The 21,568-nt window shown below is 70.3% G+C and carries 16 protein-coding genes; 11 read left to right on the top strand and 5 right to left on the bottom strand.

What is annotated here, in order from left to right:
• The first annotated feature begins 79 nt into the window (after positions 1 to 79).
• The 5 genes from ACFWPQ_RS12880 (at position 80) to ACFWPQ_RS12860 (ending at position 5,301) form a co-directional block, all read left to right on the top strand.
• Entirely contained in the window at positions 80 to 832 is a 753-nt protein-coding gene (locus tag ACFWPQ_RS12880; protein WP_361292083.1) for a GntR family transcriptional regulator, read from the top strand.
• A gap of 329 nt (positions 833 to 1,161) precedes the next feature.
• Positions 1,162 to 1,365, top strand: coding sequence for an SPOR domain-containing protein (locus tag ACFWPQ_RS12875; RefSeq protein WP_361292085.1), 204 nt, complete (start codon positions 1,162 to 1,164; stop codon positions 1,363 to 1,365).
• A gap of 21 nt (positions 1,366 to 1,386) precedes the next feature.
• Positions 1,387 to 1,806, top strand: a complete 420-nt coding sequence (locus ACFWPQ_RS12870; protein WP_384032692.1) for a (deoxy)nucleoside triphosphate pyrophosphohydrolase — start codon at positions 1,387 to 1,389, stop codon at positions 1,804 to 1,806.
• A 239-nt stretch (positions 1,807 to 2,045) separates the two neighbouring features.
• Positions 2,046 to 2,453 (top strand): ATP-binding protein, encoded by a 408-nt coding sequence (locus ACFWPQ_RS12865; protein WP_189267760.1) that lies wholly within the window; start codon positions 2,046 to 2,048, stop codon positions 2,451 to 2,453.
• A gap of 259 nt (positions 2,454 to 2,712) precedes the next feature.
• Positions 2,713 to 5,301, top strand: coding sequence for a SpoIIE family protein phosphatase (locus ACFWPQ_RS12860; protein ID WP_384032690.1), 2,589 nt, complete (start codon positions 2,713 to 2,715; stop codon positions 5,299 to 5,301).
• A 274-nt stretch (positions 5,302 to 5,575) separates the two neighbouring features.
• On the opposite strand, the gene ACFWPQ_RS12855 is transcribed toward ACFWPQ_RS12860, so the two are convergent.
• Positions 5,576 to 6,997: a hypothetical protein gene (locus tag ACFWPQ_RS12855; protein ID WP_384032688.1), complete on the bottom strand. Its 1,422-nt coding sequence runs from the start codon at positions 6,995 to 6,997 to the stop codon at positions 5,576 to 5,578.
• Between the two features lie 142 nt (positions 6,998 to 7,139).
• On the opposite strand from ACFWPQ_RS12855, the gene ACFWPQ_RS12850 reads away from it, so the two are divergent.
• Positions 7,140 to 8,396, top strand: a complete 1,257-nt coding sequence (locus tag ACFWPQ_RS12850) for a hypothetical protein (RefSeq protein WP_384032686.1) — start codon at positions 7,140 to 7,142, stop codon at positions 8,394 to 8,396.
• Positions 8,393 to 9,382 carry a phosphotransferase family protein gene (locus ACFWPQ_RS12845; protein ID WP_384032684.1) on the top strand — a complete coding sequence of 330 codons (990 nt, stop codon included), beginning with the start codon at positions 8,393 to 8,395 and terminating at the stop codon, positions 9,380 to 9,382. Before ACFWPQ_RS12850 ends, ACFWPQ_RS12845 begins: the two co-directional genes overlap by 4 nt.
• Here the strand turns inward: ACFWPQ_RS12845 and ACFWPQ_RS12840 are convergent.
• From ACFWPQ_RS12840 to ACFWPQ_RS12825, 4 genes are read right to left on the bottom strand one after another with little or no spacing between them, the layout of a single operon-like run.
• Positions 9,357 to 10,133, bottom strand: a complete 777-nt coding sequence (locus ACFWPQ_RS12840; protein WP_384032682.1) for a succinate dehydrogenase/fumarate reductase iron-sulfur subunit — start codon at positions 10,131 to 10,133, stop codon at positions 9,357 to 9,359. The two genes, ACFWPQ_RS12845 and ACFWPQ_RS12840, sit on opposite strands and share 26 nt — an antisense overlap.
• Positions 10,130 to 12,085 carry a fumarate reductase/succinate dehydrogenase flavoprotein subunit gene (locus tag ACFWPQ_RS12835; RefSeq protein ID WP_384032681.1) on the bottom strand — a complete coding sequence of 652 codons (1,956 nt, stop codon included), beginning with the start codon at positions 12,083 to 12,085 and terminating at the stop codon, positions 10,130 to 10,132. The genes ACFWPQ_RS12840 and ACFWPQ_RS12835 overlap by 4 nt, the downstream gene beginning before the upstream one ends.
• Positions 12,085 to 12,906, bottom strand: a complete 822-nt coding sequence (locus tag ACFWPQ_RS12830) for a hypothetical protein (RefSeq protein ID WP_384032679.1) — start codon at positions 12,904 to 12,906, stop codon at positions 12,085 to 12,087. The genes ACFWPQ_RS12835 and ACFWPQ_RS12830 overlap by 1 nt, the downstream gene beginning before the upstream one ends.
• A gap of 48 nt (positions 12,907 to 12,954) precedes the next feature.
• Positions 12,955 to 13,245 (bottom strand): hypothetical protein, encoded by a 291-nt coding sequence (locus tag ACFWPQ_RS12825; protein ID WP_189267731.1) that lies wholly within the window; start codon positions 13,243 to 13,245, stop codon positions 12,955 to 12,957.
• 334 nt (positions 13,246 to 13,579) lie between these two features.
• Here ACFWPQ_RS12825 and ACFWPQ_RS12820 point away from each other — a divergent pair, with 334 nt between their 5' ends.
• From ACFWPQ_RS12820 to ACFWPQ_RS12805, 4 genes are all read left to right on the top strand, one after another.
• Positions 13,580 to 15,805: an ABC transporter family substrate-binding protein gene (locus tag ACFWPQ_RS12820; protein WP_384032677.1), complete on the top strand. Its 2,226-nt coding sequence runs from the start codon at positions 13,580 to 13,582 to the stop codon at positions 15,803 to 15,805.
• Positions 15,806 to 15,945: 140 nt separating this feature from the next.
• Positions 15,946 to 17,853 carry a translational GTPase TypA gene (gene typA / locus ACFWPQ_RS12815; protein WP_384032675.1) on the top strand — a complete coding sequence of 636 codons (1,908 nt, stop codon included), beginning with the start codon at positions 15,946 to 15,948 and terminating at the stop codon, positions 17,851 to 17,853.
• Between the two features lie 699 nt (positions 17,854 to 18,552).
• Positions 18,553 to 19,587: an ABC transporter permease gene (locus tag ACFWPQ_RS12810; RefSeq protein ID WP_361292109.1), complete on the top strand. Its 1,035-nt coding sequence runs from the start codon at positions 18,553 to 18,555 to the stop codon at positions 19,585 to 19,587.
• A gap of 86 nt (positions 19,588 to 19,673) precedes the next feature.
• Positions 19,674 to 21,485 (top strand): ABC transporter substrate-binding protein, encoded by a 1,812-nt coding sequence (locus ACFWPQ_RS12805; protein ID WP_384032721.1) that lies wholly within the window; start codon positions 19,674 to 19,676, stop codon positions 21,483 to 21,485.
• Positions 21,486 to 21,568: the final 83 nt, after the last annotated feature.

The raw sequence follows: 21,568 nt of genomic DNA, 5'->3' as shown, positions 1-21,568 counted from the left end.
ATTCTCTGGCCTTTGCTTGCACCGCTCAACCCACGGTTGCCACGCTGTTGCTGTCTGTACAACCTGATGGGAGCGGCCAGTGACTTTCGGTGAGCAGCCGGCGTATCTGCGTGTCGCGGGTGATCTCCGCAAGAAGATCGTCGACGGTTCGCTGCCGCCTCACACCCGGCTGCCCTCCCAGGCCCGCATCCGTGAGGAGTACGGCGTCTCGGACACGGTCGCCCTGGAGGCCCGCAAGGTGCTGATGGCCGAAGGGCTGGTCGAGGGCCGCTCCGGCTCCGGCACCTACGTGCGCGAGCGGCCCGTGCCCCGGCGGGTGGCCCGCTCCGGGTTCCGCCCGGTCGGCGGCGCCACCCCGTTCCGGCAGGAGCAGTCCGACGCGGCGGCGCGCGGCACCTGGGAGTCCAGCAGCGAGCAGGCCGAGGCCGGTGCCGCGATCGCCGACCGGCTCGGCATCCACGTCGGCGACCGCGTGATGCGCACCCGGTACCTGTTCCGGGACGCGGGCGAGCCGATGATGCTCTCCACCTCCTGGGAGCCCCTCGCCGTCACCGGCCGCACCCCCGTGATGCTGCCCGAGGAGGGCCCGCTCGGCGGGATGGGCGTGGTCGAGCGGATGCGCGCCATCGACGTCGTCGTGGACAACGTCACCGAGGAGGTCGGCGCCCGCCCCGGCCTCGCCGAGGAGCTGCTCACCCTGGGCGGGGTCCCCGGCCATGTCGTCCTGGTGATCCAGCGGACGTACTACGCCTCCGGCCGCCCGGTGGAGACGGCGGACGTGGTCATCCCGGCCGACCGCTACCGGGCGTCCTACCATCTGCCGGTGAAGTAGCGCGCGTACCACCTCTGCGTGAAGTAGCGCACACCCTTGCGATGGTTGACGCCTTCACCATCCGGGTCCGTACCTGGACCCGGGTGCTGCAATCCGGCCGTTCTCCCAGGTGGCCCCGGTCGTCCCCGGTATGCCCGCGACCCGAAGCGAGAGGCGCGCGAACGGCGCATTCGTCACCGTGCGCCCCCACCGTTCTGGCTGGTTGCGTACCTCTTTGTGAAAAGGCGTATTCGCTGCGTAAAGGTTAGGCGTACGCTCGGGCATATGCGGAGTGCGGTTTCCTTAGCGGGGCGGGGATGGGCGGGAGCCGAGAGATGCGGAGGGGCGCGATGACGGAAGGCACGGTCTCTCTCCCCTGGCTCGTCATAAGGCAGGACGACAACGGCAATCGCTACCGCGTCGGCCGGTACGCGACCCGGGCCGAGGCGCAGAAGATCGCCGACAGTCTCGACGACCGCGGACACAAGCAGCTCTACTGGGTCGAGCGCATAGGCCACAGCAACGGCAACGGGGACGGCGTCAGCCGGAACTGACCCTCCCGTAGGCTCCGGCCCATGAGCGAACGGATCGTGGTGGTCGGAGCCGCCCTGCTGGACGCGGGCCGCCTCCTCGCGGCCCGCCGCAGCGCACCCCCCGAGCTGGCCGGCCGCTGGGAGCTCCCCGGCGGCAAGGTCGAGCCCGCCGAGACCCCCGAGCACGCCCTGGTGCGCGAACTGCGCGAGGAGTTGGGCGTCGAGACGGAGACGCTGGCGCGGGTGCCGGGGGAGTGGCCGTTGCGCGAGCCGTACGTCCTCCAGGTGTGGACGGCCCGCCTGCACCCCACCTCCCCCGCACCCAAGCCCCTCCAGGACCACGACGAGCTCCGCTGGCTGACCCCGGAGGACCTCTGGACGGTCCCCTGGCTGGACCAGGACGTACCGGCGGTACACGAGGTGGCTGCCCTGTTGGGTCCGGGGCGCAGCCCCGACGAATAGGGGCGCGGGGCTGTGTTGGATTTGCGGCTGCCGCCGCGCGGGCGCGACAAGCCACAACGCACCCGCAGTCGCCCGACGCCCGCGCCCCCGAGCTCCTGGGCGCACGGCCCCCCGGCGTAAGCCGTTCGCACCACGGTGCGCCCTCCCATGCGGTACTGCCCCCCGGTAATCGGGTATGTGCCCATTAACCCCACGAAACCGGACAGGGGTGGGCTCGCAGCCAGGAAAGCGACTGGGAAGTGATCGGTGTGATCGACACCGAAGGTGACACCGCCGAGTGGACCTTTCCCGCGGAACCGGGCGCCGTGCGCACCGCCCGTACCGCGGTCCGTGACCAACTGCGCGGGTGGGGCCTCGACACCCTCGCCGACATCACCGCCCTGCTCGTCAGCGAGCTGGTCACCAACTCGCTGCGACACGCCACGGGCCCCATCGGCGTCCGCCTGGTGCGGCCCGCCGGCCTCGGCGACACGCTCCGCGTCGAGGTCTCCGACCCGCTCCCGGACCCACCCCGCGAACGCGCCGTCGGCCCCGACGACGAGAACGGCCGCGGCCTGCAACTCGTCGCCGGCTCCTCGCGCAGCTGGGGCACCCGCCCCGGAGACAACGGCAAGACGGTCTGGTTCGAGCTGGCGGTACCCGGGTGAACGGGGTGAACGGGGTGTACACGCGGTGCGACGCCGTCCACCCGCGAGAGTGGCTGATCAACACGTGCCGGAGTACGTGATTCGACGGCGTGTTCCCTGGTTAGAAGACTGGAAGTGTTGTCACGGTCCGGTCCGGAAATCGTCGGGACCGTGCTGTGATCGTGAACACCGTGTCAGGCGGCGCCGTAGTGCTGGATACTGCGGGCAGCCGCACCCGGTGACCGGTGCCGGACGCGGTGAGCTGGAGGGGACGGTTCGCGTGAGCGAGATACCAGCTAAGGCCACGGAGTCCGAGGACCCGTCGGACGGCGCGAGGGCGGGGACCGCGGAGACAGCCGCGGCCCCCGGTGACGCCATGTGGCAGAGCAGCCCGCCCGGCTCGATCTACGACTACATCAAGGTCGCCTCGTTCTCCATCGGCGCCGGCGGCCTGGTCGACCAGTGGAGCCTGCGCGCCGAGCAGATCTTCGGTATCCCCGCCGAGCGAGCCGTCGGCATGGACCCCATCGAGGCGTTCATAGACCCGGACCTGCGCGCACGCGGCCAGCGGAAGATGGCCGAGATCCTGGACGGGCGGGAGTGGACCGGCGTGGTCCCGTTCCGGATGCCCGACACGGCCGGCGGCGAGCGCGGCGAGGAGGGCATCGCCGAGGTCTACGTCATGCCCACCCGCACCGCCGAGGGCGAGAACGCGGCCGTGTGCATCGTGGTCGACGTCCGCACCCTACGCAGCATCGAGACCGACCTCGCGGCCTCGCAGTCGATATTCGGTCAATCTCCGTTCGGCTTCCTGCTGATCGACACCGACCTGCGGATCCGCCGCGCCAACGTACGGTTCTCCTCCATCTTCGGCGGCACCCCCGACGACCACCGCGGCAAGGGCGTCCACGACTACCTGCCGCGCTCCGAGGCCGAGCGGGTCGCGGCCACCCTGCGCCGGGTCCTGGAGACCGGCAACTCCATCACGGACATGCACGTCACGGGCTTCGTGCCGGGCTCCGAGGAGCGCCGGCACTGGTCCATCAACCTCTACCGGGTGCACAGCGGCACCGGCCGCCCCATCGGCATCGCCTGGCTCGGCCTCGACATCACCGCCCGCCGCGCCGCCGCCCGCGAGGCCGCCGCCGCCCGGCGCAACCTCGCCCTCCTCAACGAGGCCGGTGCCCGCATCGGCAACTCCCTCGACCTGGAGACCACCGCCCGCGAACTCCTCGACGTGGTCGTGCCCGGCTTCTGCGACCTCGCCACCGTCGACCTCTACCAGGGCCTGCTGGCGGGCGACGAGCGGCCGCCGGGGCTCTCCGACGGCAGCGCGGAGCTGCGCCGGGTCGCGTTCGCCAGCGCGGTCTCCGACGCGCCCTTCGTGGGCGGCGGCGTCCCGGTGGCCGTCGGCGCGGTCCACCACTACCCCTTCAACTCCCCGTGCGCGGACGCCCTGCGCACCGCCCGCCCGCAGCACGTGCCGGCGACGGACGGCGGCCTCGTCCAGTCCACGCTGGCCGTGCCCATGGTCGCCCACGACACGGTCGTCGGCCTCGCCCAGTTCGCCCGCACCAAGGGCAGCGAGCCGTTCGGCGACCGCGACCGGGACCTGGCCGTCGAACTGGCCGCCCGCGCCGCCGTCTGCATCGACAACGCCCGCCTCTACCGGCGCGAACACGAACGCGCGTTGATACTGCAACGGTCCCTGCTCCCGCCCGGCGACCCGGAGGCCTCGGGCCTCGACATCGCCTGCCGCTACCTGCCCGGCAACGCGGCCACCGAGGTCGGCGGCGACTGGTTCGACGTCATCGAACTCCCCGGCCACCGCACGGCGCTGGTGGTGGGCGACGTCATGGGCCGGGGTCTACGCGCGGCGGTCGCGATGGGCGAACTCCGCACGGCGGTCCGCACCCTGGCCCTGCTCGACCTCGAACCGGCCGAGGTGCTCTCCGCGTTGGACGAGATCGCCCGCGGCCTCGGCACGCCCGGCGGGGTCCAGCAGGCCACCCGCACCGCCCGCCAGCCCCGCGACGCCGACCTCTCCGAGGTCTACCTCGCGACCTGCGTGTACGCCGTCTACGACTCGGTCACCCGGCGCTGTACGTTCGCCAACGCCGGCCATCTGCCGCCGGTCCTGGTCGAACCCGGCGAGGACGCCCTGATGCTCGACGTCCCGCCCGGCATGCCGCTCGGCGTCGGCGGCGAGCCCTTCGAGGAGGTCGAGGTCGAACTCCCCGAGGGAGCCCTCCTCGCGCTCTACACCGACGGCCTGGTCGAGTCCCGCGACCACCCCCTGGACGAGGGCCTCCAGGCCTTCGTCGGCGCCCTCACCGACCCGTCCCAGCCCCTGGAGGACGTCTGCGACCACGTCCTCAGCACCCTGGACACCCACCACGGTGAGGACGACATCGCGCTGCTGATGGCACGTGTCCAGGGACTGCCGGCCGAGTCGGTCGGCGACTGGGCGCTGCCGCGCGAGCCGCGCAGTGTGGGCCGCGCCCGTGAGTACGCGCGCGGCCAGCTGGTCACGTGGGGCCTGGAGCCGCTGGTCGACACGACGGAGCTGCTGGTCAGCGAACTGGTCACGAACGCCCTGCGGTACGGCGAGGGCGAGATAAGGCTACGGCTGCTGCTCGACCGCACGCTGGTGTGCGAGGTGTGGGACTCGGGCCTGGTCCAACCCCGGCGCCGCCGTGCCCGGGACACCGACGAGGGCGGGCGTGGACTGCAACTGGTCGGCCTGCTCAGCGCGGCGTGGGGCTCGCGCCGGACGCCGCGCGGGAAGACGGTGTGGTTCGAACTCCCGCTGCCGGACGGCGAGACGGGCCTGACCGACCCGGCGGAGGCGCTGCTCAGCCTGTTCTGAGGAGGCCGTGGTCATGGCGCGGCGCCGCGGGGGCTGATCGCGCAGTTCCTCCCCCAGCCTTCGGCCGGGGGTACCCCCAGCGCCCCTTTGGGGCGCGTTCTTGCGGACGTCGGCCGTAGCGCCCCGTCAGGGGCGCGGGGCCGTGCCCGATATGCGGCTCCGCCGCGTGGGCGCGACCAGTCGAGGCGCCCCTTCAGGGGCGCGGGGAACTGCGCGGCCAGCCCCCACGCACCCGCAGCCGCCCCTCGGCCATCCGCCGCACCCCCCTGACGCGCTACCCCAGCCTCCCCCTGCTCTCCGGCCCCCCGAAGGCCACCACCGGCCCCCCGTCCCCCTCCTCGCCCAGCAGCACCCCTCCGAGCACCGCCCCCGCCACCCCGATCCCCTGCGCGGCCTCCCCGGCGAACGGGTTGCCGTGCGCCCGCACATCCCGCTCCGCCAACTCCCGCGCCTTCCGCGCGAGCCTGTCGGTGTCCGCGGGCGCAGCCCGCCCCGCTGCCGCCAGCAACGTCCGCGCCTCCGCCCCCACCGCCGCCCGATGCGTCCCGACGAAGTCGTCCGCCGCCCCCAGCGCACTCCGCGCCACGAGCCCCGCCCCCGCCGCGATCACCCCGGACCGTCCGCCCCCCGTCCCCTCCACCGCCCGCACGACCCGGCGCAGGGCGTCCAACGGGTCGTACGGCCCACCGGTCACCTCGTGCCGCACCGCGCCCAGCACGGTGTCGGCGTGTGCCAGCCGCGCCGGCAGGGCCGTCCCGCGCAGACCCGCCAGCTCCGCCTCCGCGCCTGTCAGGGCGGCCGGCAGCAGCCCCGCCGCCGCCCGCAGCTCCCGCACCAGCCGTTCCACCCCGCCCAGCAGCACCCCGGCCTGCGCCACGGCCCCCTCGGCGGCCCGCACCCCCCGCCGGGACCCCTCGCCGTCGCCCGAATCGGCGTCCTGGCGGGCCCGGTTGAGCCGTGAGGTCGCGAACACCAGCCGGTCCTTGGCTTGTTCGACATGTCCGACGACGGAGGCGACCGCCGTCGCGCCGTACCGCTCACCCGCCCCGGTCAGTGCGCCCGCCACCCCGCCGGTCCGCCCCGCAAGCTGCCGGAACCGCCCCTCGGCCACCGCCAGCGCGTCCCCGGCGTCCCACTCCGCGTCGAACTCCGCCGCCCCCGCGTCCAGTTGACGTCCCGCCTCCGCGGATCGCCCGATCACCCCCACCAGCGCCTGACGCCGGCCGGTGTCGTCCCCCGGCACCCCCTCCTCGTACCGCCGCCATATCGCGAACGCGGCCGCCAGCTCGGTCTCGGCCGCCCGCAGGGCCCGTACGACGGACTCGCCCCCGTCGACGTACCCGAGCGCCTCCCGGCTGGTGCGTACGCAGTCGTCGGCGAGGACCAGGGAGGCGCGGGCCTGCCGCTCGACGTCGACGGGCGACGGAGCCGGCGGGGCCGGGGAGAGGATCCCCGGCGTGGTGCGGGAGCGGGCCCGGCGTATCCGGCGTACGTATCCGTAGCCGCCCAGGGCACCGGCCGCCGCGACGGCGACGAGCGGCAGGACGTAGTCGGTGGCCGACGCCCCGTCCGCCGCGCGGGCCGTGGCGACCCTCCCGCCACCCGCCACGGGAACCGGATCTTGAGTGGCGCTCGTCATCACCGGCAACACCAGCCAGACCACCCCGGCCACCCCGCCCAGCACCGCATGCCCCACCCGCACACCTATGTGCCCGGTGGCATGCCTCGGCCGACCCCGGATCAAGGATGACGTCACATTTCGGAGCGTATGGGCAGCCAGTCGGCTTCGCGACCGGGGCTGAGGCAGCCGGGGGACGACGAGAAAAGGGGGACAGAACATGAAACGGAGCCCAAACCCGGAGAGAGACGCGACAACCACCGCCAAACCGAACTCCACCCAGGCGCCACCCGCACCGCCCGACGGACCGGACTCCCCCCAGGCGTCACCCGCACCGCCCGACGGACCGGACTCCCCCCAGGCGCCACCCGCGCCGTCCGGCGCACCGGACTCCGCCGAGGTCCCACCCGCAGTCGCCGACGTGTCCGCACCCCCACAGGGGCCACCCGCACCCGACGACGAAAGTCGCACGGGTTGGGCGGGTGGGAAAAAAATCGGCAGATGGACGCTACGCGTCATCCTCGTGTTGCTGGTCCCCCTCCTCATCGCCGAGACCGCCCTCCGCATCAACTACACCGGCGACCCGAAGGCCGGTACGTACAGCAGGAGCCGGGACGCCCTCTGGCTCGGTCACGCCTGGGTCGACGGTCGTAAGACCGACGCCGACGTCACCGCCCTCGCCGCCCGGCTCGCGGACACCGGCATTCGCGACCTCTACGTCCATGCCGGACCGCTGGAACACAACGGCACGCTGCCCAAATCGGCCTATCCCAAGGCCCGTTGGCTGATAACAGCCGTGCATCGAAAACTCCCCGGCGTCCGGGTGCAGGCCTGGCTCGGGGACGAGGTCGCGCCCGAGAAGCCGGATGCCATGCATCTGGAGAGGAAGGAGACGCGGGACGCCGTCGTCGCATCCGCCCGGCAGGTCGTCGGCGCCGGGTTCGACGGCGTGCACTTCGACCTGGAGCCCCTGCACTCCGGCGACCGGAACTACCTCGCCCTTCTCGACGCCCTGCGCCCCGCGACCCCGCTGCTCTCCGTCGCCGCACACCAGATCGATCCGCTGCCGGCCTTTCACTCCTTCTGGGGTACCGTCACCGGTCATCCCAAATGGTGGTCGCAGGAGTATTTCGGGCAAGTCGCTCGTCGGGTGGATCAGATCGCGGTGATGTCGTACGACACCATGCAGCCCCTGCAGAGCCTGTACGGAGGCTACGTCGCACAGCAGACGAGCCTTGCGCTGGAGGTCACGCCCAGGTCGACCGAGCTCCTCATGGGGCTGCCCTTCTACCACGAGAACCGGTTCGGGCACTGGGCGCACGCCGAGACCGTTCCGGCGGCCGTGCGCGGGGTTCGGCTGGGACTGTCACGCACGGACGCGGATCGCGCTAACTTCGGCGTCGCCCTGTACGTCGACTTCGCCGCCACCGAGGATGACTGGACCTCTTATCGGAAGGACTGGGTTCGTACGCCATGACAACCGCTCGTGCCCACCTCACCCGTGACGACCTCGCGTCGCTCTCCCGCGAGGCCCTCGGCCGTGCCCCCGCGGCCGTCGCCCGGCTGCGCGGAGGGAGCAAGAAAGGCGTCTACCGGCTCGCCCTCGACAACGGCCGCAGCGCGATCGCGTACGTCTGGTCCCCGGAGGAGGACTACTGGGGGCCCGCCGACGTCGACATCCGCGACCCCTTCGCGCACGCCTCCGGTCTCGGCCTGTTCCTGTCCGCCCACGACCTGCTGACCGAGCTCGGCGTGCGCACCCCGCGCCTGCTGTTCGCGGACGAGGAGGCCGAGCACCTGCCCGCCTACGCCGCGGTCGTCGAGGACGTCCGCGGCGGCAGCCTGGAGCTGCTGCTGCGCAGCGACCCGGGCGCCGCACGGGTGCCGCTGGCCCGGCTGGCGGGCACGCTCGGCGTGCTCCGGGAGCGCGTCTCCGCCGGGTACGGCAAGGCCGCCCTGGTGGAGGAGGGCGGGAAGCCGCTCGGCAACTCCTGCGAACAGGTCGTCGCGGACCGCGCGATGCGCGACATCGTGGAGGTGGCCGAGCGGGACCCCCGGGTGCGTGAGGTACGGCAGGCGCTCGCCGAGCGGGTGCACGAGCTCTACGACGCGGTCGAGCCGCGCGACCACGCCTCCCTCGTGCACGGCGAACTCGGCCCGGACCACGTCCTGGTGACCGAGGAGGGCGACCCCGCGCTCATCGACATCGAAGGCCTGATGTACTTCGACGCCGAATGGGAGCACGCCTTCCTCCAGCTCCGCTTCGGGCCCGCCTACGACGTGCTGCGCACCGCCGACCTCGACGAGGACCGGACGGCGCTGTACCGCCTGGCGATGCACCTCAACCTCGTCGCGGGCCCGCTGCGGCTGCTGGACGGCGACTTCCCGGAGCGCGAACAGATGCGGGACATCGCCGAGTTCAACCTCCGGCAGGTGCTCAGCCTCCTGCGGGGCGCCTCCTGATCTTCGAGCCGAGCCACACGAGGGGGTCGTACTTGCGGTCGACCGCCCGCTCCTTCAGGGGGATCAGGGCGTTGTCCGTGATGTGGATGCCCTCCGGGCAGACCTCCGTGCAGCACTTGGTGATGTTGCAGTAGCCGAGGCCGTGTTCGTCCTGGGCCGTGCGCTTGCGGTCCAGGCCGGACGTCTCCGCCGCGTCCAGCGGGTGCATGTCCAGTTCGGCGACCCGCATGAGGAAACGCGGCCCGGCGAAGGCCGTCTTGTTCTCCTCGTGGTCACGGACGACATGACAGGTGTCCTGGCACAGGAAGCACTCGATGCACTTGCGGAACTCCTGCGAGCGGTCCACGTCCTCCTGGTACATCCGGTACTCGCCGGGGCCGAGGTCGGCGGGCGGTACGAACGACGGGACCTCCCTGGCCTTCTGGTAGTTGAAGCCGACGTCCGTGACCAGGTCGCGGATGACCGGGAAGGCGCGCAGCGGGGTGACCGTGATGGTCTCGTCCGGCTCGAAGACGGACATCCGGGTCATGCACAGCAGGCGCGGGCGGCCGTTGATCTCCGCCGAGCACGAACCGCACTTGCCCGCCTTGCAGTTCCAGCGGACGGCCAGGTCGGCGGCCTGGGTGGCCTGGATGCGGTGGATGATGTCGAGGACCACCTCGCCGTCGTTCACCTCGACCTTGAAGTCCTCCAGGCCGCCGCCCTCGACGTCGCCCCGCCACACCCGGAAGTGGGCCGTGTAGCCGCTCATTCGTACAGCTCCTCTTCGGCGAGGTACTTGACCAGCTCCTCCTTCTCGAAGAGGGCGAGCAGGTCGGCTCGGATGGGGTCGGTGGTCTCACGGGTGAGGTCGATCTGGCCGCGCTCCGGGTCGGTGGCCGCCGACCCGCCCGTGGGGTCGGCCAGCCGGCAGAGCAGGTTGACCGGGCGCCAGCGGCGGTCCATCGTCGGATGGTCCTCGCGGGTGTGGCCGCCGCGCGACTCGGTGCGCTCAAGGGCCGCCCGCGCCACACACTCACTCACCAGCAGCATGTTCCTGAGGTCCAGGGCGAGGTGCCAGCCCGGGTTGAACTGCCGGTGCCCCTCCACCCCGGCCCGGCGCGCCCGCACCCGCAGCTCGGCGAGCTTCTCCAGGGCCTGCTCCATCTCGCCCTCCCGGCGGATGATGCCGACCAGGTCGTTCATGGACTGCTGGAGCGCCTGGTGGAGGGTGTACGGGTTCTCCGGCGGGCCGGAGTCCGGTTCCTGGCCCTCCGCGGAGAAGGGCCGCAGCGCCTCGGCCGCGGCCGCGTCGATCTGCTCGGTGTCCACTTCCGGCCGGTCGTCCGAGTCCGCCGCGTGGTCGGCGGCGTGCCAGCCCGCCCGGCGCCCGAACACCAGCAGGTCGGAGAGGGAGTTGCCGCCCAGCCGGTTGGAGCCGTGCATCCCGCCGGCCACCTCACCGGCCGCGAACAGCCCCGGCACGCCACGGGCGGCGGCGGTGTCGGAGTCCACCGCGACCCCGCCCATCACGTAGTGGCAGGTCGGCCCGACCTCCATCGCCTCCGCCGTGATGTCGACGTCCGCCAGCTCCTTGAACTGGTGGTACATGGACGGCAGCCGCCGCCGGATCACCTCGGCCGGCATCCGCGTCGACACGTCCAGGAAGACCCCGCCGTGCGGGGAGCCGCGGCCCGCCTTCACCTCGGAGTTGATCGCGCGGGCCACCTCGTCGCGGGGGAGCAGCTCCGGGGGACGCCGGTTGTGGTCCGGGTCCTCGTACCAGCGGTCGCCCTCCTCCTCGGACTCGGCGTACTTCTCCTTGAAGACGTCCGGGACGTAGTCGAACATGAACCGCTTGCCCTCGGAGTTGCGCAGCACCCCTCCGTCGCCGCGCACCGACTCCGTGACCAGGATCCCCTTCACCGACGGCGGCCAGACCATGCCGGTCGGGTGGAACTGCACGAACTCCATGTTCAGGAGAGGCGCTCCCGCCAGCAGGGCCAGCGCGTGCCCGTCACCCGTGTACTCCCACGAGTTCGACGTCACCTTGAACGACTTGCCGATGCCCCCGGTCGCGATGACGACGGACGGCGCCTCCAGGACGAAGAAACGGCCGGTCTCCCGCTCGTACGCGAAGACCCCCGACACCCGGCCCGCGGCGGAGCCGCTGTTGGATGCAGTGTCCTTGAGGATCCGGGTGACCGTGCACTCCTGGAAGACCTTGAGCCGGGACTCGTAGTCGCCGGTCTCCTCCTTGTCCTCCTGCTGGAGCGAGACGATCTTCTGCTGCAGCGTCCGGATCAGTTCGAGGCCGGTGCGGTCGCCGACGTGCGCGAGGCGCGGGTACTCGTGGCCGCCGAAGTTGCGCTGGGAGATCTTCCCGTCCTTCGTACGGTCGAAGAGGGCGCCCCAGGTCTCCAGCTCCCAGACCCGGTCCGGGGCCTCCTTGGCGTGCAGTTCGGCCATCCGCCACTGGTTGAGGAACTTGCCGCCGCGCAGGGTGTCACGGAAGTGGACCTGCCAGTTGTCGTGCTCGTTGACGTTGGCCATGGCCGCCGCGATGCCGCCCTCGGCCATCACCGTGTGCGCCTTGCCGAACAGCGACTTGCAGATCACCGCCGTACGGGCGCCCCGCTCGCGCGCCTCGATCGCGGCGCGCAGGCCCGCGCCGCCGGCCCCGATCACGACGACGTCCCACTCCTGCCGGTCCACCACGGGCATCAGAAAAACCTCGGATCGTCGAAGACACCGGACGCGAGCAGGTAGACGTAGAAGTCGGCGAGCGCCACGCTCACCAACGACGCCCAGGCGAGCTGCATGTGCCGGTTGTTGAGCCGGCCGACGAACTGCCACGCCTTGTAGCGCACGGGGTGTTTGGAGAAGTGCTTGAGCTTGCCGCCGACGATGTGCCGGCAGGAGTGGCAGGACAGCGTGTACGCCCAGATCAGCACGATGTTGACCAGGAAGACGAGGGTGCCGAGGCCCATGTGGCCCCAGTTCTCGTGGGTGTCCCGGAAGGACAGGACCGTGTCGTAGGTCAGCACGCCGGCGACCAGCAGGGCGAAGTAGAAGAAGTACCGGTGGACGTTCTGCAGGATCAGCGGGAAGCGGGTCTCACCGGTGTACTTCGCGTGCGGCTCGGCCACCGCACAGGCCGGCGGGGACGCCCAGAAACTGCGGTAGTACGCCTTGCGGTAGTAGTAGCAGGTCAGGCGGAAGCCCAGCGGGAAGATCAGGATGATGATCGCCGGGGAGATCGCCCACCAGCTGCCGAAGAGGTCGGCGTTCGGGCCGGACGGCATGACCTTGCAGTTCTCGGCCAGACACGGCGAGTAGAACGGCGAGACGTACGGCGCCGAGTAGTAGTGCGCGTTCGAGAAGGCCCGCCACGTCGAGTAGACGACGAACGCGAACAGACCGGCCGCGGTGACGGCGGGCGCCAGCCACCAGCGGTCGGTCCGCAGGTGCGGGGCGGAGATCGCGGCGCGCGTACGGGTGCGTACGCCGCCGCTGTTCTGATGTGGTTCCGTACCAGTGGCCAACGGATGACTCCGGTCGGGTCGGGGATCGGGAACCTGCGGGCGGCGCTCCTAGGGGGCGTGCCGGTCGCGGGCGCCGAGACCCTCGTCGTCCGTGTCCGTCCACAGGTTGATGTCGTACGGATCGTCGGAGATGGTCACGAGCTCGGGGCGTTTGCCCGGGGTGCCGGTGTTGGCCGCCTCCCGCAGCAGTGCCACGCTCTCGCGCAGGTGATCGGCGTCGGAACGGACGCGGCGCATCTCCAGTCCGCCGCTCCCGAGCTGCTGCTCCAGGCGGCCGACGGACCGGTTCAGGTCTTCTAGGCAACGCTGGACTGACGTCAGGTCGTCGTGCACGGACATGACGTGACCTCACTTCCGCGGACTTCGATGTCCAAGGCGGCAACGTTCATGCGCCTGCGAGTGTTGCGCGTCACACCTACTGATGTGAAGCCATGTGCAGCGATTGGCGGATTGCGCGCCTCCGTCGCACGCCCGCACGCGCTCTGTGTGCGCCGGGACATTGCGCCGTACGAGTGGGCTTTGGCAGCCCCCGCCGCCGTGTCGTACCCGGCCGACGGACCCCGTCCATTTCAGTGGGGTCCGTACTTCTGACGTACATGTGATCAACTCCAAAATACCCCCAAACGTGAACAGACCGCACCCGTGCCACGGGGCCTTCCGGAGGTAAGCAGAGATGTCTCACCACGGCGTCGGATCGCGCCCCGTAGGGGCGCGGGGCCGTATTGAATGTGCGGCTACCGCCGCGTGGGCGCGACCAGCCACGACGGCGCCGCAGCCGAACGACGGCACTTCGCGGCGCTACCAGCGAAGCCTCGCCTTCCTCGCCGCGGGCGCCCTCGCCGTGCCCCTGCTCGCCGGCTGCGGCTCCGACGACGAGGCCAGCAAGCCGCTGGCCGGCCAGGACATCGTGCCGGTCGCCCGGAACGCGGTCGCCGAGGGCGGCACCCTGAAGATCGCCGTGGACGCCGTACCGGAGACCCTCAACACCTTCCAGGCCGATGCCGACGCGGGCACCACCCGGGTCGCCCAGGCCGTCCTGCCGTCGATGTTCACCATCGACGCCACCGGGAAGCCGGTCCGCAACCCCGACTACCTGGAGTCCGCGAAGGTCATCGAGACCGAGCCCCGCCAGGTCGTCCTCTACAAGCTCGACCAGCAGGCCGTCTGGAGCGACGGCCGGGAGATCGGCGCCGCCGACTTCGCCGCCCAGTGGCGCGCCCTGTCCGGCAAGGACTCCGCCTACTGGACCGCCCGAAACGCCGGCTACGACCGCATCTCCCAGATCGAGCGCGGCGCCAACGACCTGGAGGTCCGGGTCACCTTCGACCGGCCGTACGCCGACTGGAAGTCGCTGTTCTCGCCGCTGTACCCGAAGGACGTCATGGGCACCCCGGACGCCTTCAACGACGGCGCCCGCCGCAAGCTCACCGTCACCGCGGGCCCCTTCCGGCTCGACAAGGTCGACACCGCCAAGAAGGACGTCGTCCTCACCCGCAACCCGCGCTGGTGGGGCCGCCCCGCCAAGCTCGACGAGATCGACCTGCACGCCGTGGACCGCGACAAGCGGGCCTCCGCGCTCGCCGCCGGCACCGTCGACGTCGCCGACATCGACGCCGCCGAGGCCGAGCGGATCACCATCGCCGGCCGCGAGAAGGGCACCGGCCTGCCCCTGCAGGGCGCCGGGAAGACCTCCTCGAAGAAACTGCGGTCCTGGGCGCTGACCCTCGGCATGGACGAGGAGAAGCTCCCCGACGGGCCGAAGAAGCTCCGCAGGAGCATCGCGAAGTGGCTGGAGCAGCAGCACGAGCTGCACGACTTCGAGGTCCGCAAGTCCCTGGAACCCGCCTTCACCCAGCTCGCCCTCAACGGCTCCGAGGGCCCGCTCGCCGACGAGCGGGTGCGCCGGGCCGTCGCCCGCGCCCTGGACCGCAAGGCGCTCGCCAAGCTGGTGCTCACCCCGCTGGGGCTGCCCGCGGTGCCGGTCGGCAGCCATGTCGCCCTGTCCGGGCAGGCTGCCTACACCGACGGCAGCGGGGCCATCGGCGGCCTCGACACCCACGAGGCGCAGGCGCTGCTCGCCGACGCGGGCTGGGTGGCCGGCGGGCCGATCAAGACCGGCGGCAAGGCGGCCGGCGCGGAGGACGGGAAGAAGAAGGGCGACAAGGGCGACGAGTCGGACGGCGGGCACGACGGGCAGTACATCGTCGGGGAGGACGACAAGGCCCACGACAAGGACACCCGCGACCACCAGAAGGACCACGCCCACGGGGCACCGGGGGCGTACGCGCCGAAGGGCACGGCGGCACCCAGGGGAGGGGCGCCGGCCGGGCCGCTGGCCAAGGACGGCAAGGCGCTCTCGCTGCGGTTCGTGCTGCCGTCGGGGCCGGGCTCGGAGACGCTCCAGGCGGTCGCCGGACAGATCTCGAAGATGCTGGACAAGGTGGGCATCGTGACCGAGATCAAGAAGGTCTCCGACGACAGCTACTTCAAGGACCACATCGCGTCCGGGCAGTACGACCTCGCGCTGTACTCGTGGCCGTCGTCCGCGTTCCCGGCGACGGACGCCCGGCCGATCTACGCGAAGCCGGTGGTGGCGGCCGACGGGTCGCTGAACGTCGAGCAGAACTACACGCGGATCGGCACCGACCAGGTGGACCAGCTCTTCGACCAGGCGCTGGGCACGCTGGACGAGGACGAGGCGGACGGGCTGCTGCGCAAGGCGGACTCCAGGATCTGGGCGGCGGCGGGGTCGCTGCCGCTGTACCAGCGGCCGCAGATCGTGGCGGCCCGGAAGGGCCTGGTGAACGTGGGTGCCTTCGGCTTCCAGACGCCGGTGTACCAGGACATGGGCTTCCTGAAGAAGGGCGCGAAGGTGTCGCCCAGCCCGAGCAAGGGGTAGGGCGGGGGCGGCCCGGCGAGCCGCCACTGGAGAGTGCACGTACCATGGGGTGAGGCCGTGGCGTGTTCAGCCCGGCAGGGTCCGCGTAACACCGATGTACGCGCAGGCCCCTTCCTCATACTCCGGGAGTACGCCGCACTATGGCCACGCGCCACGACATCCGCAACGTCGCCATCGTCGCCCACGTCGACCACGGCAAGACGACCCTCGTCGACGCCATGCTGAAGCAGGCCGGTGCCTTCGCAGCGCACGCCGCCGAGTCGCTCGACGACCGAATGATGGACTCGAACGACCTGGAGCGTGAGAAGGGCATCACGATCCTGGCCAAGAACACGGCCGTGAAGTACCACCCCAAGGATGGCGGCGACGTCATCACCATCAACATCATCGACACCCCGGGCCACGCCGACTTCGGTGGCGAGGTCGAGCGCGGTCTGTCGATGGTGGACGCGGTGGTCCTGCTGGTGGACGCCTCCGAGGGGCCGCTGCCGCAGACCCGGTTCGTGCTGCGCAAGGCCCTGCAGCAGCGCCTGCCCGTCATCCTGTGCATCAACAAGACGGACCGCCCGGACTCCAGGATCGACGAGGTCGTCAACGAGACCTACGACCTCTTCCTCGACCTGGACGCCGACGAGGACCAGATCGAGTTCCCGATCGTCTACGCGTGTGCGCGCGACGGCGTGGCCTCGCTGACCAAGCCGGAGGACGGCACCGTCCCGGCCGACAGCGACAACCTGGAGCCGTTCTTCTCCACGATCCTCTCCCACGTCCCGGCTCCCGAGTACGACGAGCAGGCCCCGCTCCAGGCGCACGTCACCAACCTGGACGCCGACAACTTCCTCGGCCGTATCGCGCTGCTCCGCGTCGAGCAGGGCGAGCTGCGCAAGGGCCAGACGGTCACGTGGATCAAGCGTGACGGCACGATGTCCAACGTGCGCATCACCGAGCTGCTGATGACCGAGGCGCTCACCCGCAAGCCCGCCGAGGTGGCGGGCCCGGGTGACATCTGCGCCGTCGCCGGCATCTCGGACATCATGATCGGCGAGACCCTCGCCGACACCGAGAACCCGATCCCGCTGCCGCTGATCACGGTCGACGAGCCGGCGATCTCCATGACCATCGGTACGAACACCTCGCCGCTGGTCGGCCGCGGTGGTACCGGCAAGGGCGCCGACAACAAGGCCGCGGTCAAGGACCGCAAGGTCACCGCCCGCCAGGTCAAGGACCGCCTCGACCGCGAGCTGATCGGTAACGTCTCCCTCCGCGTGCTCGACACCGAGCGTCCGGACGCCTGGGAGGTCCAGGGCCGTGGTGAGCTGGCGCTCGCCATCCTGGTCGAGCAGATGCGCCGCGAGGGCTTCGAGCTGACCATCGGCAAGCCGCAGGTCGTCACGAAGCAGGTCGACGGCAAGACGTACGAGCCGGTCGAGCGCATGACGATCGACGTGCCCGAGGAGCACATGGGCGCCGTCACGCAGCTCATGGGCGTCCGCAAGGGCCGGATGGACAACATGTCCAACCACGGCTCGGGCTGGGTCCGCATGGAGTTCGTGGTGCCGTCCCGCGGTCTCATCGGCTTCCGGACCGAGTTCCTGACGCAGACGCGCGGCACGGGTATCGGGCACTCCATCCACGAGGGTCACGAGCCCTGGTTCGGTGCCCTGCAGACCCGTAACAACGGCTCGCTGGTCGCCGACCGCTCCGGTGCCGTCACCGCGTTCGCGATGACGAACCTCCAGGAGCGCGGTGTGCTCTTCACCGACCCCGGCACCGAGGTGTACGAGGGCATGATCGTCGGCGAGAACTCCCGCTCCGACGACATGGACGTGAACATCACCAAGGAGAAGAAGCTCACGAACATGCGGTCTTCGTCGGCCGACTCGTTCGAGGCGATCGTGCCGCCGCGCAAGCTCTCGCTGGAGCAGTCGCTGGAGTTCTGCCGTGACGACGAGTGCGTCGAGGTGACCCCGGAGGCCGTTCGCATCCGCAAGGTGAACCTGGACGCCCGCGAGCGGGCCCGCGCCGCCAGCCGCGCCAAGCACGGCTGATCGCAGGACACCTGAGCCCGGGTGCCCCCATCATGGGGGTGCCCGGGCTTTTTGCAACCCAATTTCGAGCGGGCGGAAGTCGGCCATCCTCGACCCGGTGTCCGAAATGCGGAGATCCTCGCCCGATACCCATGTAACAAGTCCGTTTCGCGGCCTTCTCCCGTCGAACGCTTTGTCCATTTTTCGGAAGAACTACGCGCCAGCTGTGACTGAATTGAGATTTAAAGACAGTGGTCGGCACCTGGCTCATGGCAGATAGTTAGCCGCGTAGCGCTCGGGTCAATGGGTCTCGCGCTGTGGGGACAGCGCCCGACTCACGAGCACCAGGGGGTGTCTGACCCTCCGTCAGGGGTGTCGGAGGGTGTGGACGGAAGCCTCCTGTTGGTGAACACGTGAAGTCATGAGGAGAAGTCCCATGTGCAGTGTCACAGGCACCAGGTGGGTTCCATCGGCCGTTCCGTCCGCGGCGGCCGTTCCGTCCGATCGGCCTTGCCCGTCCGGCGGTTGGTCCTGAAGCAGCGGCCCGCCGTGTAGCGCCGCCGCTCGCCTACGCGCGTCCGGCTGCGGCATTCCCGCTCACCGCGGGGATGTCCTGACGCTTCATCGGATCACCGCTCATCGGATCGATCACGCCTCGGTGGCCGCGCACCCGCGCCGGTCGCCGGTTCGGCACACCCATACCTGTGAATTGGACGAACCGTGACAAGTCCTACGGACATTGAGGGCGGCGGAAGGTCGGCCGTCGTGGACGGCGGACCCCAGCCCGACACGAACACCGGGACGGTGAAGGTCGAGGGCCGGTCGCCGGGCCAGCTGATGTGGATACGTTTCAAGCGTGACCGCACCGGTGTCATCTCGGCGTTCGTCGTGGCCTTCTTCTTCGTCGTCGCCGCGGCGGCCCCGCTGATCTCGAAGGTGTACGGCAAGGACCCGTACACCATCTACGCCGACGAACGCCCGGAACTCTTCGACAGTGCGGGTGTGCCCGTGCAGCCCAACGGCGGAATCAGCAGCGAGTTCTGGTTCGGCCTGGAACCAGGCAACGGCTACGACGTGTTCACCAAGCTGATCTACGGCATCCGAACGTCACTGCTGATCTCCCTGGCGGTCACCGTGGCGGTCGTCCTCACCGGAATCCTCCTCGGGGTCACGGCCGGATACATCGGTGGCAAGACCGACTTCTTCATCGGCCGGCTCATCGACTTCCTGCTCGCCTTCCCCTCGCAGCTGTTCTTCATCGCCAGCATGCCGGTCGTCGTCTCGCTGTTCGTCAGCCCGCGCGACGAGACGCCGACCTATGTGCGCGTCGTCGCGCTGATCGTCGTCCAGTGGGTGCTCGGCTGGATGAGCCTCGCCCGCATCCTGCGCGGTACGACACTCGCCCTGCGAGAAAGGGAGTTCATCGAAGCGGCCAAGGTGAGCGGCGCCTCGCCCTGGCGGATCATCCGCAGGGAGATCCTGCCGAACGTGGTGACACCGCTGCTGGTGCAGGCCACCTACATCCTCCCCAGCTTCGTGACGATCGAGGCCGGTCTGTCGTTCCTCGGCGTCGGCATCGTCGAGCCCACGCCCGACTGGGGCCAGATGTTCTCGAAGGCCTCGACCGAACTGGTCCTCCAGAACGACATCACGTACATGTTCTTCCCCGGCGTCTCGATGGTCGTCTTCGTCGTCGCCTTCAACCTGCTCGGGGACTCGGTCCGGGACGCCTTCGATCCCAAGACGGCGCGCTGACCGAGAGCTTGTGGGCGTCCTCGCCCGGATACCGCACGGCCATTTCCTTGCACCGGCGTACACACAGATGGGTGGAGACTTCAGTGATGAGTAGGGGCGGACGCCATGCATACGCCGCTTTGTCGATATTTGCGGCCGGAGCACTCGTGCTCAGCGGCTGCAGCAAAGGCGGCAGCAACGCCAGCGACAACGACAAGAAGGACCAGCAGAACGCCAAACGGCAGCAGGCGTCGATCAAGTTCGGTGACGCGAAGGACTCGACAGGACCCGCGACCGCCGTGCCGGGCGCGAAGACCGGCGGCACCCTCGAAGTGCTGCAGCGCGACTCGTACGCGCACCTCGACCCCGCGCAGATCTACGTCTCCGACGAGGGCTCGCTCGCCACGCTGATCCACAGAGGCCTCACCGGCTACAAGGCCACCAGCAACGACGGCAGCAAGCACGAGGTCGTCGGCGACCTGGCCACCGACTCCGGTACCACCACGGACGGCGGCAAGACCTGGAAGTACACGCTCAAGGACGGCATCAAGTTCTCGGACGGGACACCGATCACGTCCGCGGACTTCCGCCAGACCTTCGAGCGGCTCTTCGCGCCCTTCATCAACCAGGGCCCCACGTACCTCCAGCAGTGGCTGGCCGACACCAACGGCGCCGACTACCGCAAGCTGCTCCCCGACGGCCCCTACAAGGGCAAGCACCTGCCGGACAGCGTCCTGGAGACGCCCGACAGCAAGACCGTCATCTTCCACTTCAAGACCGCCCACCCGGACCTGCCGTACGCGCTCGCCATGGCCGGTTACGCCGTCGTCTCCAAGAAGGGCGACACCAAGGAGAAGTACGACAAGGCGCCGGTGACGAGCGGCCCGTACAAGATCCAGTCGTTCAAGTCCGGCAAGTCCATGGTGCTGGTCAAGAACACCAACTGGGACGCGAAGACGGACCCGATCCGCAACCAGTACGTGGACCAGATGAACTTCAGCTTCAACGTCCAGTACGAGGACTCCACGAAGGCACTGCTCGCGGACAGCGGCGCCGACCAGACCGGCATCAGCTTCAACAACTCGGTGGACGCGGGCAACATCTCCGCGGTCCTCGGGGGCGACGCGGCCGTCAAGGCCCGTACGGTGGCCGGTTACCAGCCCTACGTCGGCCAGGTCAACATCAACCAGTCGCACGCGGCGCTGAAGGACAAGACGGTCCGTGAGGCCATCGCCTACGCCCTGCCGATCACCCCGATGATCCGTGCCTTCGGCGGCAGCTCCGCCGCGGAGGTCGCCGGCGGCTTCATCAGCCCGACCGTCAGCGGCTACGACGCCTCCTTCGACCCGTGGGGCAAGAAGAAGAACCCCGGCGGTGACGCCGCCAAGGCCAAGGCGCTGCTGAAGAAGGCCGGCAAGGTCGGCATGAAGCTGACCTACGGCTACATCAACACCCCCGAGGGCCAGCAGTACTCCGCCGCCATCGCCGCCGCGTTGGACAAGGCCGGCTTCAACGTCCAGCGCCAGGACATCCCTGCCGAGACCTTCTACGACCAGATCGGCAAGGTCGACAACAACTACGACATCTACCACTCCGCCTGGGGTGCCGACTGGCCGTCCGCCTCGACCGTGATCCCGCCGCTGTTCGACGGCCGGGTGATCGCCGACGGCTCGCCCAACTACTCGCACGTCAACGACCCCAAGGTGAACGCCGACATCGACGCCGCGAACGCGATCACGGACCCGGTCAAGTCGGCGGCCGCGTGGGAGAAGATCGACCAGTACCTGGCCAAGGACGTCATCAACGCCGTGCCCACCATCGACTACAAGCAGGTCCAGATCGCCGGTTCCAAGGTCGGCGGCCTGGTCTACGACGACGTGATCGGCGGCATCGACCCGCGTCGCCTGTACATCAAGTAACCCCCCTCGCCCGCCCGGTACCCGGTGCCTGAGCCCCTCGGGGTGACAGCGCACCGGGTACCGCCCGGCCCGCCGACGTCAGA

Source organism: Streptomyces sp. NPDC058464 (genome assembly GCF_042721035.1).
Lineage (GTDB): Bacteria > Actinomycetota > Actinomycetes > Streptomycetales > Streptomycetaceae > Streptomyces.
This window is presented reverse-complemented; position numbering and strand designations above follow the sequence as displayed.